We start from the raw sequence: 16,651 nt of genomic DNA, 5'->3' as shown, positions 1-16,651 counted from the left end.
CTCTTCTGGAAGCCCGCGCTGCGCGCGACAGTCGACTGACAGTCGACTGACAGTCGACTCTACCCGGCCACAACCCGGCACCACCCGACCAAAGCCGCATCGAACCCGGACCGCCCGCGCGCCTACCATGGGCGTCTGTTCCCGATCCTGCCAGGTGCGTGCCGATGATCGCCGACCCCAGCATCCACACCATCGATACCGGCTTCCAGCGTCCCGACTTCGACGCGGCCTATCTGATCGTTGAAAACGACCGCGCCGCGTTCGTCGACTGCGGCACCGGCCTGTCGGTGCCGGCGATGCTGCAGGCGCTGGCCAACGCGGGTCTGGCCGTTGACGCGGTGGACTGGCTGCTGCTCACGCACGTGCACCTGGACCACGCCGGCGGCGCCGGCCTGCTGATGCAGCAGCTGCCCAACGCAAAGGCAGTGCTGCACCCGCGCGGTGCGCCGCACATGATCGACCCGACCCGGCTGATTGCCGGTGCCACGGCGGTGTACGGTGCCGAGGAAATCGCGCGCAGCTATGGTCGTATCGAGGCCATTCCCGAACATCGTGTGGTGGTGGTCGAGGACGGCCACCGTATCGACCTGGCCGGTCGCGAGCTGGCGCTGCTGCACACGCCGGGCCACGCGCTGCACCACTACTGCGTGTGGGATGCGCGCAGCCGCAGCTGGTTCACCGGCGATACCTTCGGCATCTCCTACCGCGAGCTGGACAGCGCGCAAGGTGCCTTCATCTTTCCGACGTCGTCGCCGGTACAGTTCGACCCGGAAGCGATGAAGGCCTCGATCCGGCGCATGCTGGGCTACGGCCCGCAGGCGATGTACCTGACCCACTACGGTCGTGTGGAACAGGTGGAGAAACTGGCCGACGACCTGTTCGAGCAGATCGATGCGATGGCCGCCATCGGCCGCCAGTGCGATGGCCGGCCGGACCGTCACCGCTGCCTGCTGGCTGCACTGCAGGCGCTGTACCTGGAACGTGCACAGCTGCATGGCTGTGCGCTGGACGATGCGGCGGTGACTGCTGTTCTGGCGATGGACATCGAACTCAACGCGCAGGGCCTGGCCTGCTGGCTGGATCGCATCAGCAGGTAGATCCACGCCATGCGCGGGTGACGCCGCCCCAAGCCGAGCCGTGATGTCACGACCACGTTACACTCTGGTGACTTCCAAGCTAGCCGTGGTACTGCCGTGAATCCGATGCGCGTGTTGCTGCTGTCGTCCTGCCTGTTTGTCGGGGGCCTGGCCCATGCGGCCAACGACCTGCCGGGTGGCGGCATCGATCCGCAGGCGCTGTCGCGTCACGTGCGGGTGCTGGCGTCGGACGAGTTCGAGGGCCGCGCGCCGGCCACCGAAGGCGAAGAGCGCACCGTGCAGTACCTGATCGAGCAGTTCCGCAGCTACGGCCTGCAGCCGGGCGGCGTGGACGGCAGCTGGGTGCAGCCGGTGCCGCTGGTGCGCGCGCAGCTGGAGGGTGAGGCCAAGGCCAGCCTGTCGCTGAAGCAGGGCAAGCGTGCGCTGGCCAATGGCGTGGACGTGACCCTGCAGAGCCTGCAGCCGCGCAAGCGCGTGCAGATCAAGGATGCACCGTTGGTGTTCGTCGGCTACGGCATCGACGCACCGGAACGCCACTGGAACGACTACAAGGACGTGGACCTGCACGGCAAGATCGCCGTGGTGCTGATCAACGACGCCGATTTCGAGGCTGATGCACCGGGCGCGTTCGACGGCAAGGCGGTGACCTACTACGGTCGCTGGACCTACAAGTTCGAGGAAGCCGCACGCCGTGGCGCCGAAGGCGTGCTGATCGTGCACGAGACCGCGCCGGCCGCCTATGGCTGGGCCACGGTGAAGAGCTCGGGCACCTCGCCGCTGTTCGACATCGAGCGCGGCCAAGCCGAGGCGATGGCGCAGCACACGCCGCTGCGGGGCTGGATGCAGCGCGAGCTCGCCGAGGCGATCTTCGCCGACGCCGGCCTCGACTTCGATGCCGAGAAGCGCAACGCGATGCGTGCAGACTTCCGCCCGGTGGCACTGGACAACGCGAAGCTGAGCGTGGATTTCGCGCTCAAGCGCGAGCAGGTGGTGACCCGCAACGTGGTGGCCAAGCTGCCCGGTGGTGAACACGCCGACGAGGCCGTGATCTTCTCCGCGCACTGGGATGCCTTCGGTATCGGCCAGGCCGACGCCAAGGGCGACCGCATCCGCCGTGGTGCGATCGACAACGCCACCGGCGTGGCCACGGTGCTGGAACTGGGCCGCGTGTTCGCCGCCGGCCCGCAGCCGCAGCGCACGCTGTACTTCGTGGCCCTCACCGCCGAAGAGAAGGGCCTGCTGGGCGCCAGCTACTACGCCGCGCATCCGCTGGCGCCGCTGGACAAGACCGCTGCAGTGCTGAACATCGAGATGTTCAGCCCGGATGGCGCGACCCGCGACATCGCTTCGTGGGGCAAGGGCCGGGTGTCGCTGGAAGGCGACCTGGAACGCGTGGCCAAGGCCCGCGGTCGCAGCTACAGCCCGGACCCGAACCTGGAGGCCGGCTTCTTCTACCGCGCCGACCACTTCGCCTTTGCCCGCCTGGGCGTGCCGGCGATCACCATCGGCCCGGGCCTGGACAAGCTGGACGGCGGCGTTGAAGCCGGCCGCGCGCTGCGCGAGAAGTATTTCGCCGACTGCTACCACCAGGCCTGCGATGCCTGGACCCCGAGCTGGGATCCGAGCGGCCACGCGGCTGACACTCTGCTGGTCTACGACCTGGGCGCCGAGCTGGCCAACAGCCGCCGCTGGCCGACGTGGGAGAAGGAATCGGAGTTCCGCGGCGCGCGCGACAAGAGCGAAGCGGCCCGCCGCTGAGGCTCGGGACCGGCGGGGTGTCATGTCATTTCGCCGGGGGTAGAGTCGACTGCCAGTCGACTATCGCGCGCAGCGCGGGTTTTTCGGTGCCGACAGAGAGAGCAGTCGACCAACAGTCGACTCTACCGATTGCCGATTGCCGATTGCCGATTGCCGATTGCCGGCCAGCGGCCGGCACTACCTGCGCCGGCGCAGCAGCGTCCATGCGCCCCAGCCGGCGGCAGCGAGCGCTGCCAGATAGCACGCCACCATCGTGCGCAGGCCAACCGGCGACCCTGCATTGATGCCGCGATGCAGGCGCAGTTGCAGCGAGCTGTGGCCGCTGCCCAGGTCCACCGCCAGCTGCAGCGCCAGCGCGGAGCAGAACACCAGCAGGGCGACCCCGAACCCGGTGCGTGGCCACGCGGCCTGTGCGTTGGGGCGGCGCAGCAGCCAGGCCAGTGCCGTGGCTGCGGCCAGCGCCGCCGCGATCCACATCAGTGGCGTGGCGGGAGATGCAGCGGCCACCGGCAGTGCACCGGTGGCCGCGATCACGGCAACGCGCTTACTTGCGGGTGCCGTCGAGCCAGTTGGGGCCCTTGTTGGTGAGGAAGAACACATAGACCACCAACGATACCGCGATCGTTGCGGTCACGTAGATGGCGAACCAGTCGACGTGGCCTGTCTTCAGCGCGCCCTGGTACAGCAGCGGGGCGGTGCCGCCGAACAGCGAGTTGGCCAGCGCGTAACCCAGGCCTACGCCCAGTGCACGCACGTGGGTGGGGAACAGCTCGGCCTTTACCACGGCATTGATCGAGGTGTAGCCGGTGAGGATGACGAAGGCCAGTGCCAGGGTCAGGAACGCCAGCGTGGCGTCGTGCTGGTGCGGCAGCTGGGTGATCAGGTACCAGCTGTACAGCACGCCGCCGACACCGAAGAACACCAGCAGGGTCTTGCGGCCGATGATGTCCGACAGCCAGCCGCCGACCGGCTGCAGCACCATCAGGAACGCCAGCACGCCCAGGTTGATCAGGGTGCCGGTCATCGGGTCGTTGCCCGCGAATGCGCTCTGGATCATTTTCGGGCCGTTCACCGAGTAGGTGTAGAAGGCCACGGTGCCACCGGCGGTGATCAGGAAGCACAGCAGCAGCGGCCGCCACTGGTGCACGAACAGCTCGTACATCGAGCCGGATTTCTGCGCCTTGCCCTCGCGCGCAGCTTCGATCGACGACTCCGACAGCGATTCGTCCATGCCGCGGCGCAGCCAGAACACCACCACCGCGGCGATGCCACCGATGCCGAAGGCGATGCGCCAGCCCCACTCCGAGATCTCCGGCTTGCCCCAGAAGGTCAGCATCAGCAGCAGGGTCAGCTGGGCCAGCACATGGCCGCCGACCAGGGTGACGTAGTGGAAGGAGGACAGGAAGCCGCGACGGCCGGGAATGGCGGCCTCTGACATGTAGGTGGCGCTGGCGCCGTACTCGCCGCCGGTGGCGAAGCCCTGCAGCAGGCGCGCGAACAACAGGATGACTGCGGCCCAGATGCCGATGCTGGCGGCGGTGGGGGTGATGGCGATCAGGAACGAGCACAGCGCCATCAGCGTGACCGAGACAGTCAGCGCCAACCGACGGCCGTGGCGGTCGGCGAAGCGGCCGAAGAACCAGGCACCGATCGGGCGCATCAGGAACGTGGCGGCGAAGATCGCCCACACGTACATCGTGGAGTTCTTGTCGTCCGGCGAGAAGAACTGCGATTCGAAGTACACGGCGAACACCGAGTACACGTAGACGTCATACCACTCCACCAGGTTGCCGGCGGAGCCTTTGAGGGTATTGGAGATCGACCGGCGCAGGGCAGCGCGGTCGTTCGCGGGTACGGCAGGTTGGGACGTGGTGCTCATCTGGGTGGGAATCCTCGATGCGGCGCGTCCGTGCGCAGGGAAAACGGCGCCCGGCCTTGGGGCGGCGCGGCCGGGCAGCCCTCTTGGTACTGCATCGGCCGTCAACACGGGGTAGCAGACCAGAGCAGGGTGCATGGATGGATGACAGCGTGCCACCGTCCGGGGTGCCGGACCATACTCAAAACGTCCTAGAATCCGCCTTCCCCCGGCTCCCTGGTGTGTCATGTCGGTTCCCCCCTCTTCGTCTGCGGCTGCCCCCCGGGGTGGCCTTGTCGCGCTGGCATTGCTGCTGGTCTACGTGGTCTGGGGCTCGACCTACCTGGGCATCGCCAAGGCCCTGCACGGCGGCGCGCTGCCGCTGACGATGGTTTCCGGCAGCCGGTTCATCATTGCCGGTGGCCTGATGTTCCTGGCCTTGCGTCTGTTCTGGAAGATGCCGAACCCGACCCTGCGGCAGTGGCGCAACCTGGTGGTGATGGGCGTGACCATGCTGGTGCTGGGCAACGGCATGGTGGTGCTGGCCGAGCGTGAGGTGTCCTCGGGCCTGGCCGCGACAGCAGTGGCCTCGGTGCCGCTGTGGATGGCGCTGTTCTCGGCGCTGCGCGGGCAGCATGCCAGCCGCGGTGAGTGGCTGGGCATCGCCATCGGCTTCCTCGGCGTAGTCTGGCTCAACGCCGGCAGCAGCCTGACGGCCTCGCCGACCGGGCTGGTGCTGCTGCTGATCGCGCCGATCGGCTGGGCCTTCGGTTCGGTGTGGGCGCGCGGCCTGGACCTGCCGGGCCCGTTCATGACCGCCGCCGGGCAGATGATCTGCGGTGGCGTGCTGCTGGTGCTGATCGGCCTGGCGGTCGGCGAGCGCCCGACCACGCTGCCCGATACCGGTGGCCTGCTGGCGATGGCCTACCTGTGCGTGTTCGGTTCCATCGTTGCCTTCACCGCCTACGTCTGGCTGCTGCAGAACGTGCGGCCGGCGCTGGCCGGCAGCTATGCGTACGTCAATCCGGTGATCGCGGTGCTGCTGGGCGCGCTGCTCAACGGCGAGCGCTTCGGCTGGCGCGACCTGCTGGCGATGGCGGTGATTCTCCTGGGTGTGGTGGTGCTGACAATGGCAAGGACGAGAAAGAAGTGAGCATGGACGAGAAAGAACAACGCCGGGGCCTGCTGGTCACCGCATCCACCTTCGTGATCTGGGGCCTGGTGCCGGTCTATTGGCACCTGCTCAACGAGGTACCCTCGTTCCAGATCATCGCCCACCGCATCATCTGGAGCACCGTGATGGTGCTGGGCTGGCTCTTGATCAGCTCGCGCCTGGGCTGGTGGCAGAAGATCGCCGCGCAGCCGCGCGCGCTGCCGATCCTGCTGGTGTCGAGCCTGACCATCGCGTTCAACTGGGGCCTGTACATCTGGGCGGTCAACGCCGGCCATGTGATCGAGACCAGCCTGGGCTACTTCATCAACCCGCTGGTGAACGTGCTGCTGGGCGTGCTGGTGCTGAAGGAGCGGCTGCGGCGCCTGCAGTGGGTGGCGGTGGCGATGGCGGCGGTGGGCGTGGCTTGGCTGACCATCGACGCGGGTACGCCGCCGTGGATCGCGCTGGGCCTGGCCTGTTCGTTCGGCCTGTATGGCCTGCTGCGCAAGCTGGTCTCGGTCGATCCGGTGGCCGGCCTGGGCGTGGAGAGCATGTACCTGTTCCTGCCGGCGCTGGCCTTCGCGATCTGGGCGGAAAACGGCCATGGCGGCGCGTTCTTCCACGGCTGGGGCTGGCGCAATGACCTGCTGCTGATCTTCGGTGGCGCAGTGACCGCAGTGCCGCTGATCGGTTTCGCCTACGGCGTGAAGCGCATCCCGCTGTCGCTGGTCGGCATCCTGCAGTACATCGCGCCGAGCCTGCAGCTGCTGCTGGGCGTGTTCTTCTTCCACGAAGCGTTCGATACTGCCAAGGCGATCGGCTTCGCCGCGATCTGGGCCGGCCTGATCCTGTTCGTCGGTGACAACATCCGCACGATGCGCGCCAAGCGCTAGCGCCGGCGGGGCTGCGGGGTCGGATCCCTCCGCAACGCGGAGGGCTCTGACCCTGTTCTATCCGTCGCGTGGGGTCAGAGCCCTTCGCAGGGCGAAGGGATCCGACCCCGCTTCCCGAAAAAAAGAACGGCGCCCCGAAGGGCGCCGTTCTGCTTCCATCCACCGCCAGGAGAGAGAGATGGCGGTGGCGGGAACGCGGTTGCAGGCTTAGAAGCGCTGCTGGTACTTCATGTACATGAAACGACCGATGTCGAAGCCACCGTAGTAGGTGAAGCTGCTGTTCGGCTGGCTGTACATGATCGGACCCTGGTGGTCGAAGACGTTGTTCACGCCCAGCGACACGGTGCCGTCCCACGGCAGGCTGTAACGCACCTGCAGGTCGTGGAAGGTGTTGGAGCCCACCTTGCGGCTCGGCTGCGCATCGGTGTACGGCGAGACGAAGCCGGCCATGTTGCAGTCCGGGCCACCGGCCAGGTCATACGAGCAGGCTTCCTTCATGCCCGAGTAGTAGCGGGCGGTCCAGCCGATGCCCAGGTCGCCGTACTGCCAATCCAGGTTGAAGGTCGAACGCACGCGGAAGTTGCCCTGCCAGCCGGTCTTCTGCTCCACCGGCGTGGTGGCGGCGCTGTCGTTGCGCTGCTCCAGGTAGTCGGTGTAGGTGGTGTTCCAGGTTGCGGCAAAGCGGCCGAACGCGGTTTCCGGCAGGCGGTAACGCAGGCTGAAGTCGTAGCCGGCGGTTTCGCGGTAGCCCGCATTGACCAGCGAGCGGTCCAGCGACGTCACCTGACCCAGCGTCTTGGCGCTGGTGGAACGGGTGAAGCGGCCGCACGCCGAATCCACGCCCTGCACGTAGCACTGGTTGAGGATGTCGGTGGCCGACTCACCCACGATCGCGTTGTCGATGCGGATCTTCCACCAGTCCAGGCTGACGTCCAGGCCCGGCACGAACTCGGGGCTGTACACCAGGCCCACGGTCCAGGTCTTGGCGGTTTCCGGCTTCAGGTTCGCATTGGAACCGGAGTCGAAATCGGCGATGCCCTGCTGGCCCGGACGGTTGGCGACGTTGCCTTCCGACGCGGTCTGCTGGCGGAAGTCCGCCGGCACCTTCAGCGCCTGGCAGCGTGCGGCCACGGTCGCGCTGCTGGCAGCGATGCCGAACGAGGTATCGCACGGATCGGTGAACGAATCACGGCTCTTCACCGCACCGCCGTACAGGTCGTCCACGGTCGGCGCACGGAAGCCGGTGCCGTAGGTCGCGCGCACCAGCAGGCTGTCGATCGGCTTCCACTTCAGGCCGAACTTGCTGTTGGTGGTCGAACCGAAGGTGTTGTAGTCGGTGTAGCGGCCGGCCAGGTCCAGCGACAGTTCACGCGCGAACGGCATGTCGGCCAGCAGCGGTACCTGCAGCTCCAGGTAGACCTCGTTGAGCGAGTAGTCGCCACGGGTCGGCTGGCCGGTGGTGCCGGCAATCTGGCCCTTCTGCACCATCAGGTCCGGGGTGTAGCTGGCTTCTTCGTTGCGGTGCTCAAAGCCCATCGCGGCCATCACGTCGCCGGCCGGCAGGGTGAACACCGAACCGGAGATGTTGGCGCTGGCAACCTTCGTGGTGCTCTTCATCTTGTCGACGAAGCGGGTGAACAGGTAGTCCTGCACGTCCTGGTTGCTCAGCGAGCCCGGGCCCGCATAGCCCATCGGCGCGGCCGGGTTCCACGGCACGCAGCCGGCGATCACGGCGCCCGGGCTGCCGCAGCGTGCCACGGTGCCATCCATGAAGGATGGGCCGACCGCCAGGTCGACGTGCGGCTGGTACATGCTGCCGGTACCGATGCGCTCGCCTTCATTGCGGTTGTACATGTAGCTGACGTTCCAGTCCCAGTAACGCGAACCGGTTTCGAAGCTGCCTTCCAGGCCGATGCTGGCGCGCTTGGTGTCCAGGTTGTTCTCGGTCGCACGCGGCATTTCTTCGGTGCGGTGCGAGAACAGCACGTCCTGGCCCCAGTGGTTGAACGCACTGTCCTTGGACAGGGCAGCACGGGAACCGTTGCGCGCCTGTGCGGTGGACACCGAGTAGGGGTAGCCGGCCAGGTGCTTGGTCGACTCGCGCTTGCTGTACAGCGCGTCGGCCACGATGCGCAGGTCATCGGTGATCGAGAAGCCACCGTTGGCGAACACCGAAGTGCGCTCCAGGCCGCTCAGCAGGCTCATGTTGGTCTTGGTGTTGGCACCATCGGCCGGATTGGGCGTGTGGAAATTGCCCTTCTGGCTCGGGTCGCCGCCCGGGCCCACGGTCAGCGACTTGCCGTCGACGGTGACGCTGCCCCACTGCGTGGTCTGGTTCAGTGCCTTGACGTCGTCGGGATGGCGCGGGCCACCCGGGTAACGGCTGAACTCGCGCTCGCTGCCGAGGATCTCGTCTTCCTTGGTGCGCTCGGCGCCGACGCTGAACCAGCCGCGGTCGAAGGTCTTGCCGAAGGTGGCGCTGTAGGAGCGCTTCTGGCCGTCACCTTCACCGTACTGGCCGACGTAGACGCTGGCTTCGCCACCGTCGAAGTTCTTGCGGGTGATGATGTTGACCACACCGGCGATGGCGTCCGAGCCGTACAGCGCGGACGCGCCATCGGTGAGCACTTCCACGCGCTCGACAATCGCCGAGGGAATCGAAGCCAGGTCGGAGTAGCCACCGGCGCTGACGCCCATGCGGCGGCCGTCGATCAGCACCAGGCTGCGCTCCGGGCCGAGGTTGCGCAGGCTGACGTACGTGCCGCCGAAGTCGCGCGAAGAACTCAGCGACGACGAGCGGCTCAGGCTCGGTGCGCCGGCGGCGGTGACGTCCTGCAGGATGTCGGCGACGTTGATGTAACCCTTCTTCTCGATCTCGGCGCGGCTGAGCGCGACGACCGGCTGTGCGGTCTCGACACTGGCCTGGCGGATGCGCGAGCCGGTGATTTCGATGCGATCGAGGTTGGTCGGGGTATCGCCGGCGCTCTGTGCGAAGGCGGGGGTGGTGCAGCTGGCGGCCAGCGCGATGACGATCGCGTTGCGCAGCGGATTGGTTTTCAGGGACATCCGTGAAATCTCGTGTTTCAGGAAAAACAAGCGCCCGTTCTATGGACGCGTGGGGTGCTGCAAACCAACGTGGGGGGGCGATTCTAGAATGTTTCCATTCGTAACTGTTTGCCTCTGCGCCGCGGATGTGCGCGAAAATGAATCGCAACCAACAATCCACAGATGGGATGTGCGCAACGTCACGCGCGTTGCGCTTTCGATGGGCAGAGGCATCGATAGCGGCGTATTTCCCGCAATCTGTAGCCGTGCGCGTGCGCCGGCATCCATCCACGCATGGCGTGGATCTACTGGACGTCCTGGCTCACCACCAAGCGTGGATGACGCGCAAAATAAAAGGGACGGAGCCTTCGCTCCGTCCCCTGCGTGATGCGCAGTCCACCGCTGCGTGATGCTCAGGTTTCGCGCAACGCCGTGGTGATCGGCAAACGGGCCGCGCGCAGCGCCGGGAACAGGCCGCCGACCAGGCCGATGCCCAGCGCCCATTTCAGTCCGGTCCACAGCAGTTCCGGCGACACATGGAACTTGAACACCACCGCGCTGAAGTTGCTGCCTATGGTGGACACGCTGTAGCCATTGAACAGCAGCCACGCCACCGCACACCCCAGAAGGCCACCCAGCAACGCCAGCAGCATGGTCTCCAGCATCACCGCCGTCACCACCGGCAGGCCGCGGAAGCCGATCGCGCGCATGGTGGCGATCTCGCGCGCACGGGTGGCCACGGCCGCATACATGGTGTTGAGTGCGCCGAACACTGCACCCACCGCCATGATCGTGCCGATCACCTTGCCGAGGATGTCGATCAGCTTGGTCAGCCCGCCGCCCTGCTTGCTGTAGTAGACGCGGGTGGTTTCCACGTCCAGTTTCAGGCGCGGGTCGGCGGCGACCGCTGCCTTGAACTGTTCGAAGCCGGCCTTGCCATCGGTACGCACGCTGATCGACTGCCAGGCGCTGCGCTGGTAGGTGGTGGCCAGCGTATCAGCGTCGGTCCACAGCTCCGAATCGTGCGCATCGCCGGTGGCGAACACGCCGACCACGGTCCAGGTCTGGTTGCCCAGGGTCAGCGTCCTGCCCACGTCCATGTCGCGGAACTGGCCCTTGGCACCCTGGCCGACCACGATCTCGCGCAGGCCGGCTGCGAACTTGCGGCCTTCGATGATCTTGACCTTGTCATGCACGGCCCAGGCCTGCGGACCAACGCCGCGGAACTGCGCGTTGACGTCGGTGCCGTCGGACTTCGACACCAGGTTGACCACCTGCGACAGCTCCGGCGACAGCAGCGGCCGGCCTTCGCCATCGCGGCTGATGCCGGGCAGGGTGGACAACGTCGGCACCTGCTCGCGGGTGATCACCGAGTTGGTCTCGGCCTGCGAGCCGCCGCGCAGCACGATGGCGGTGGTGTCGTCGCCGGTGTTGTTGAGCGTGGCCTGGAAGCCTTCGCCCATCGCCAGCATCGCCACCAGCACGCCGACCACGCCGGCGATGCCGACCACGATCACCGAGGACGCGCCCCAGCGCTGCGGCAGGCTGGCCACGCCGATGCGGGTGGCGGCCAGCGCCAACCGTCCGCCACGGGTCAGCAGCAGCCAAAGTGCCACCAGCACGGCCACGGCCAGCACGCCAAACCACGGCAGGCTGATCCACAGCACCAGGCCGATCACCAGCAGCAGCACCGTCAGGCCGTTGCCCAGCCATTTCTTGAGTTTGCTCTTGAACATGTCGGTGTCCTCCTCAGCGGCCGGCCAGTGCGTCGACGATCTTCAGGCGCTTGGCACGCAGCGCCGGCAACAGGCCGACGATGATGCCGATCACCACGATCAGGCCCAGCCCCATCAGCCAGGTCGGCGTCGGCACGTGCGGCGGCAGCATGCCCATGCTCTTCGGGCCGATCGCCGGCAGGATCAGTGCGGCCAGGCCCATGCCGATCAGGCCGCCCAGGCCGATCAGCAGCACCGACTCCACCATCACCAGGGTCAGCACGGTGCTGTCCTTGAAGCCCAGCGTCTTCAGCGTGGCCAGCTCCGGCACGCGCTCGCGCACCGCCTGCGCCATGGTGTTGCCGGTCAGCAGCAGCAGGGTGAAGAACACCGCGCCCATGATTGAAGTGACGATCATGCCGATGTCGGCGAACTGCTTGACGAAGGCCTGCTGGAACGCCGACTCGGTCTGGGTCTTGGTCTCGTGGTCGGAGTTGGCCGAGATTGCATCAATGGCCTGCGCTACCCGCGAGGAGTGATCCGGGTTGTCCAGCGTCACCGTGTACCAGCTCACCTGGTTCTTGATGTAGTCGTTGGACTCATCGAAGTACTTCCAGTTCATCATCAACTGGCGTTCTTCGTTGGCCGCCAGCGCTCGGTCCTTGGAACGGTAGATGCCCTTCAGTTCCAGCGGCCAGTCGTTGCTGCCGCCGCGCGGGAAGATCGTGGCCTGCAACGGGATGGTGTCGCCGATCTTCCAGCCGAACTGCTTGGCCAGCGATTCGCCGACGATGGCGCCGGTGCGGGTCTGCTTCCAGTCCTCCAGCTGGGCCGGATCGATCTGCAGTTCGCGGTAGACATCGAAGTAGTTGGGCGACACCGAGAAGTTCGGGAAGAAGTTCTTTGGATCCTGGTAGATGCCGCCGAACCACATGCCGTAGGCCACGTCGCGCACGCCGGCCACCTGGCGGATCTGGGTTTCCAGGCGGATCGGCAGCGACTGGGTGATCGACAGCCGCGAGGCCACCACCAGGCGGTTGGCGCCTTCCACGCTGCCGCCGGACGAGAACGCCACGCGCACCGAGTCGAGCATGCCGAACAGCAGGAACGCGGCCACCACCGACAGCAGGGTCAACAGGGTGCGCGTGCGGCTGCGGAACAGCTGCGCCCACACCAACGAGAAGTATTTCATCGCCGTGGCCTCCGTCAGTGGGCCAGCGGCGCGTCAGCCAGCTCGCCCTTGTCCAGGTGCACCGTGTGCGTGGCGTACTCGGCGGCCTTCGGGTCATGGGTGACCATGATGATGGTCTTGCCGTGTTCGCGGTTGAGCTGCTGCAGCAGGCCGAGGATCTCCTCGGCGGACTGGCGGTCGAGGTCGCCGGTGGGTTCGTCGCAGATCAGGAAGGTCGGGTCGGAGACGATCGCCCGCGCGATCGCCACGCGCTGCTGCTGGCCGCCGGACAGTTCATTGGGGCGATGGCTGCGGCGGTCGGCCAGGCCGACCAGGGTCAGCGCGATCTCGGCATTGCGGCGGCGCTGCGCGGCATTGAGATGGGTCAGCAGCAGCGGCAGCTCCACGTTCTTCTGCGCGGTCAACATCGGCATCAGGTTGTAGAACTGGAACACGAAGCCGACGTGGTGGCTGCGCCAGGTCGACAGCTGGCCGCCGCTCATCTGGTCGATGCGCTCGCCTTCGATGCTGATCTCGCCGCCGCTGGGGTTGTCCAGGCCGCCGATCAGGTTGAGCAGGGTGGTCTTGCCCGAGCCGGACGGGCCCATCAGCGCGACGAAGTCGCCGCTGGCGATGTCCAGGTCGATGCCGTGCAGCACCTGCACTTTCTCGGGGCCACGCTGGTAGGTCTTGGTGATGTTGCGCAGTGAAACCAGGGTCGACATGGGTGGTTCTCCACGGAAGGCGGGAAGCGGGGAAGCGCACCTGCGGTGGCCGCAGGCGTGCGTCGAGCGGTGTTGCCGGCGGCGCCCATGGGCGCCAGGCCGTTACTGCGCTTGTTTCTGTTGCACCTTGGCGCCATCGCGCAGGGTGTCCGGCGGGTTCACCACCACCGACTCACCCGCGCTGACGCCCTTGAGGATCTGGCGGTCCTTGCCCATCGCCTGGCCGGCCTCGACCGTGCGCTGCTGCACGCGGCTCTGGTCGCCCAGTACGAAGGTCACCGAGGCGCCCTCGCGCTGGACCACCGCGCCAGCCGGCACGCGCACGCCCTGCGGTTTGGCGGCCGCCTGCGGCTGCGCCTGCTCCAGGAAGCTGACCCGCACGCCCATCTCCGGCACGATGCGCGGGTCCTTCACCTTCAGCGCCACGCGCACCTTCACCGTGGCCTTGCCGCGGTCGGCAGTGGGGATGATGGCGATGACCTCGCCCGGAATCTTCCACTCCGGATAAGCGTTGAGCGTGGCTTCCACCGGCATCTTCGGTTGCACGCGGCCGATGAAGGCCTCGCCGACCTCGACTTCGATCTCCAGCGAGTCCATGTCGACGATGGTGCCGATGCCGGTACGGGTGAAACCACCGCCCGCCGACAGCGGCGAAACGATTTCGCCCGGCTGCGCGGCCTTGGCGGTGACCACGCCGGAGAACGGCGCGCGCACGATGTTGTTGTCCACGCCCAGATCGGCAATGGCCAGCTGGTCGTTGGCGACCTTGACGTTGCGCTGGGCCGTTTCCAGCTGCGCACGCAGGCTGTCACGCTGGGCCACGGCCTGGTCGTACTGCGAACGTGACACCAGTTGCTGGCCGACCAGCGCCTGCAGGCGGCTGGCTTCGGCGGCGGCCTGCTTCTGCTGTGCCTCCAGCCCGGCCACCTGGCTGCGCGCGGCCTGCAACTGCGAGGCATACAGGCTGCGCTGCGCATCGGCATCGATCGGATCCAGGGTGGCCATCACCTGGCCGGCTTCGACCCGCATGCCTTCCTCGATCATCACCTCGCGCACCTTGCCGGTGATCTTGGCCGAGACCGTGGCCATGCGCCGGGCGACCACGTAGCCACTGGCATCGAGCACCGAACTGCTGGCGCTGCCCTGCTGGATGGCCACTGCGGGCGCGGTTTCCACTTCCACGGCCGGCGCGCGGCCGAACAGGAAGGCCACGGCAGCGGCGATCAGCAGCACGACCACGATGATCGCGATCCACAGCCAACGACGGCTACCGCCATTGCTGCCACCACCGGAGGCGGGCGGCGGCGACTTGCGGTCGATACGGAGTTCCTTCAACAGCTCGGCAGAAGCGTTCATTCGTTCCATCACAGGCGTTCGGGCGGGTATGGCCGGAAGCGCGGACGGCGGCGGTTCCGGCGGTGGAGCGTGCGGCACAGCATGAAGGCAGGCACAGCGATGACGGCAGTGACAGCTGTCATCCGATGACACTGACGGCGGCAACTGCGAAATGTGACCACGGCGGCACAGGATGGCAACGTCCCCGCTACCGGTACCGCCCATGGATCCGATCGCCCCGTCGCTGTCCCGCCTGCAGCAGGTGCAGGTGCGCTACCGCGACCATACCGCCCTGCAGGGCATCGACCTGCAGGTCCGCGCTGGCCAGGTGCTGGCATTGCTGGGCCGCAACGGTGCCGGCAAGAGTACCGCGATCAGCGTGCTGTTGGGCCTGCGCCGCGCCGATGCCGGCCAGGTCGAGCTGCTCGGTGGCGACCCGCAGCAGCGCAGCAGCCGCCTCGGTCTGGGCGTGATGCTGCAGAGCACCAGCCTGCCGCCGATGCTGCAGGTGGACGAACTGGTGGCGCAGGCCAGCGCCTGCTATCCGGACCCGATGCCGCTGCAGGAGGTGCTGCAGCGCGCAGGCCTGCAGGCACTGGCAGGCCGTCGCTACGGTCAGCTGTCCGGTGGCCAGCAGCGCGCGGTGCAGTTCGCCATCGCGCTGTGTGGTCGCCCGCGCGTGCTGTTCCTGGACGAGCCCACCACCGGTCTGGACATCCAGGCGCGGCAGGCGATGTGGCAGGCGATCCGGCAGCTGGTGGCCGAAGGCTGCGGCGTGCTGCTGACCACCCACTATCTGGAAGAGGCCGAAGCGCTGGCGCAGCAGGTGCTGGTGCTGGAGCAGGGCAGGGTGCTGGCCGATGCACCGTTGAGCGAGCTGCGCCTGGCCGATCGGCCGCGCCGCATCCGCTGCCGCAGCGTGTTGACTGTTGAAGAGGTACAGCAGTGGCCGGGCGTGCAGCAGGTGCAGCGTGATGGCGAGCACCTGCAGTTGCTGGCGAGCCCGGCCGAGCCGGTGGTGGCGCGCCTGCTGGCCGCCGATGCACAGCTGCGTGAGCTGGAAGTACAGGGCGCGGCACTGGCCGACGCTTTCCTCGACATGACCCGGGAGGCCGCATGAACACGATGACCCGTACCGGCACTACACCCGCGCCGGTATCGGCGTGGCGCCAGGCCTTGCGCCCGTACGGCGCTGAACTGGTGGCCGAGCTGCGCCGCGCCTGGCGTACACCCGCCTTCGCGGTGCCTTCGCTGCTGTTCCCGGTGCTGTTCTACCTGTTGTTCGGCGTGCTGTTGGGCCGCGGCCATGCACCGCTCTACCTGCTGGCCACCTACTGCGTGTTCGGTGCGATGGCCCCGGCCCTGTTCGGCTTCGGCGTGCAGCTGGCGCTGGACCGAGAAAGCGGCCTGCTGACCCTCAAGCGAGCGCTGCCGATGCCGGCGGCGGCACCGTTGCTGGCGCGACTGGCGATGGCCGTGATGTTCGCGTTGCTGGTAGCCGCCCTGTTGATCGGGGTGGCGCGCGCGCTGGGTGGCGTGCAGCTGCAGGCAGTGCAGATGCTGCAGCTGCTGGCGGTGGCGGGCCTGGCAGCGCTGCCGCTGGGGGCGATCGGCCTGCTGATCGGCAGTCATGTCAGTGCCAGCGCGGCGCCGGCGATGGTCAACCTGGTCTACCTGCCGCTGGCCCTGCTGTCGGGCCTGTGGCTGCCGTTGTCGGCGCTGCCCAAGATGTTCTCGATGATGGCACCGCTGTGGCCAACCTGGCATCTGGCGCAGCTGGCGCTGCCGGTGGTCGGGCTGCCGTCGGTGGGCAGCATGGCTGGCCACCTGCTGGTGCTGCTGGCGGTCACGGTGGTGGCGCTGCTGCTGGCGCGCCGCCGCCTGCGCCGGATCGGCTGAACTGG

Annotated in this window: 13 protein-coding genes; 6 read left to right on the top strand and 7 right to left on the bottom strand. The window is 67.3% G+C overall.

The window, feature by feature from the left end:
• Positions 1-164 precede the first annotated feature (164 nt).
• Together AC5P6X_RS12830 and AC5P6X_RS12825 are read left to right on the top strand one after the other, a co-directional pair.
• On the top strand, positions 165-1,097 hold the full coding sequence (locus AC5P6X_RS12830; protein WP_088436366.1) for an MBL fold metallo-hydrolase: 933 nt from the start codon (positions 165-167) through the stop codon (positions 1,095-1,097).
• A gap of 105 nt (positions 1,098-1,202) precedes the next feature.
• Positions 1,203-2,855, top strand: coding sequence for a M28 family metallopeptidase (locus AC5P6X_RS12825; RefSeq protein ID WP_329756712.1), 1,653 nt, complete (start codon positions 1,203-1,205; stop codon positions 2,853-2,855).
• Between the two features lie 177 nt (positions 2,856-3,032).
• On the opposite strand, the gene AC5P6X_RS12820 is transcribed toward AC5P6X_RS12825, so the two are convergent.
• The gene (locus tag AC5P6X_RS12820) at positions 3,033-3,332 is read right to left on the bottom strand and encodes a hypothetical protein (RefSeq protein WP_005407716.1); all 300 of its coding nucleotides are present in this window, start codon (positions 3,330-3,332) and stop codon (positions 3,033-3,035) included.
• A gap of 67 nt (positions 3,333-3,399) precedes the next feature.
• Positions 3,400-4,734 carry an MFS transporter gene (locus AC5P6X_RS12815; RefSeq protein ID WP_043035190.1) on the bottom strand — a complete coding sequence of 445 codons (1,335 nt, stop codon included), beginning with the start codon at positions 4,732-4,734 and terminating at the stop codon, positions 3,400-3,402.
• A 223-nt stretch (positions 4,735-4,957) separates the two neighbouring features.
• Between AC5P6X_RS12815 and yedA the strand changes: the two genes are divergently transcribed.
• Both yedA and rarD read left to right on the top strand, forming a co-directional pair.
• Positions 4,958-5,863, top strand: coding sequence for a drug/metabolite exporter YedA (yedA, locus tag AC5P6X_RS12810; protein WP_043035189.1), 906 nt, complete (start codon positions 4,958-4,960; stop codon positions 5,861-5,863).
• Entirely contained in the window at positions 5,860-6,756 is an 897-nt protein-coding gene (rarD, locus tag AC5P6X_RS12805) for an EamA family transporter RarD (RefSeq protein WP_032965507.1), read from the top strand. The genes yedA and rarD overlap by 4 nt, the downstream gene beginning before the upstream one ends.
• A gap of 207 nt (positions 6,757-6,963) precedes the next feature.
• Here rarD and AC5P6X_RS12800 read toward each other — a convergent pair whose 3' ends face one another.
• The 5 genes from AC5P6X_RS12800 to AC5P6X_RS12780 form a co-directional block, all read right to left on the bottom strand.
• Positions 6,964-9,822: a TonB-dependent receptor plug domain-containing protein gene (locus AC5P6X_RS12800; protein WP_005407725.1), complete on the bottom strand. Its 2,859-nt coding sequence runs from the start codon at positions 9,820-9,822 to the stop codon at positions 6,964-6,966.
• Positions 9,823-10,214: 392 nt separating this feature from the next.
• Entirely contained in the window at positions 10,215-11,537 is a 1,323-nt protein-coding gene (locus AC5P6X_RS12795) for an ABC transporter permease (RefSeq protein WP_005407726.1), read from the bottom strand.
• Between the two features lie 13 nt (positions 11,538-11,550).
• The gene (locus AC5P6X_RS12790; protein WP_005407727.1) at positions 11,551-12,708 is read right to left on the bottom strand and encodes an ABC transporter permease; all 1,158 of its coding nucleotides are present in this window, start codon (positions 12,706-12,708) and stop codon (positions 11,551-11,553) included.
• A gap of 14 nt (positions 12,709-12,722) precedes the next feature.
• The gene (locus AC5P6X_RS12785; RefSeq protein WP_004137569.1) at positions 12,723-13,412 is read right to left on the bottom strand and encodes an ABC transporter ATP-binding protein; all 690 of its coding nucleotides are present in this window, start codon (positions 13,410-13,412) and stop codon (positions 12,723-12,725) included.
• 102 nt (positions 13,413-13,514) lie between these two features.
• A complete protein-coding gene (locus AC5P6X_RS12780) occupies positions 13,515-14,768 on the bottom strand; it encodes an efflux RND transporter periplasmic adaptor subunit (RefSeq protein WP_164089565.1) in 1,254 nt (417 codons plus the stop codon).
• A 202-nt stretch (positions 14,769-14,970) separates the two neighbouring features.
• Between AC5P6X_RS12780 and AC5P6X_RS12775 the strand changes: the two genes are divergently transcribed.
• Both AC5P6X_RS12775 and AC5P6X_RS12770 read left to right on the top strand, forming a co-directional pair.
• Positions 14,971-15,867, top strand: a complete 897-nt coding sequence (locus tag AC5P6X_RS12775) for an ABC transporter ATP-binding protein (RefSeq protein WP_329756633.1) — start codon at positions 14,971-14,973, stop codon at positions 15,865-15,867.
• Positions 15,864-16,646 carry an ABC transporter permease gene (locus AC5P6X_RS12770; RefSeq protein ID WP_108269905.1) on the top strand — a complete coding sequence of 261 codons (783 nt, stop codon included), beginning with the start codon at positions 15,864-15,866 and terminating at the stop codon, positions 16,644-16,646. Before AC5P6X_RS12775 ends, AC5P6X_RS12770 begins: the two co-directional genes overlap by 4 nt.
• Positions 16,647-16,651: the final 5 nt, after the last annotated feature.

Source organism: Stenotrophomonas sp. YJH_SMC_40 (genome assembly GCF_059368615.1).
This window is presented reverse-complemented; position numbering and strand designations above follow the sequence as displayed.

Coding starts and splice junctions, on each gene's coding strand:
- AC5P6X_RS12830 (WP_088436366.1), top strand. CDS start 165: ATGATCGCCGACCCCAGCATCCACACCATCGATACCGGCTTCCAGCGT.
- AC5P6X_RS12825 (WP_329756712.1), top strand. CDS start 1,203: ATGCGCGTGTTGCTGCTGTCGTCCTGCCTGTTTGTCGGGGGCCTGGCC.
- AC5P6X_RS12820 (WP_005407716.1), bottom strand. CDS start 3,332: ATGTGGATCGCGGCGGCGCTGGCCGCAGCCACGGCACTGGCCTGGCTG.
- AC5P6X_RS12815 (WP_043035190.1), bottom strand. CDS start 4,734: ATGAGCACCACGTCCCAACCTGCCGTACCCGCGAACGACCGCGCTGCC.
- yedA (WP_043035189.1), top strand. CDS start 4,958: ATGTCGGTTCCCCCCTCTTCGTCTGCGGCTGCCCCCCGGGGTGGCCTT.
- AC5P6X_RS12800 (WP_005407725.1), bottom strand. CDS start 9,822: ATGTCCCTGAAAACCAATCCGCTGCGCAACGCGATCGTCATCGCGCTG.
- AC5P6X_RS12795 (WP_005407726.1), bottom strand. CDS start 11,537: ATGTTCAAGAGCAAACTCAAGAAATGGCTGGGCAACGGCCTGACGGTG.
- AC5P6X_RS12790 (WP_005407727.1), bottom strand. CDS start 12,708: ATGAAATACTTCTCGTTGGTGTGGGCGCAGCTGTTCCGCAGCCGCACG.
- AC5P6X_RS12785 (WP_004137569.1), bottom strand. CDS start 13,412: ATGTCGACCCTGGTTTCACTGCGCAACATCACCAAGACCTACCAGCGT.
- AC5P6X_RS12780 (WP_164089565.1), bottom strand. CDS start 14,768: ATGAACGCTTCTGCCGAGCTGTTGAAGGAACTCCGTATCGACCGCAAG.
- AC5P6X_RS12775 (WP_329756633.1), top strand. CDS start 14,971: ATGGATCCGATCGCCCCGTCGCTGTCCCGCCTGCAGCAGGTGCAGGTG.
- AC5P6X_RS12770 (WP_108269905.1), top strand. CDS start 15,864: ATGAACACGATGACCCGTACCGGCACTACACCCGCGCCGGTATCGGCG.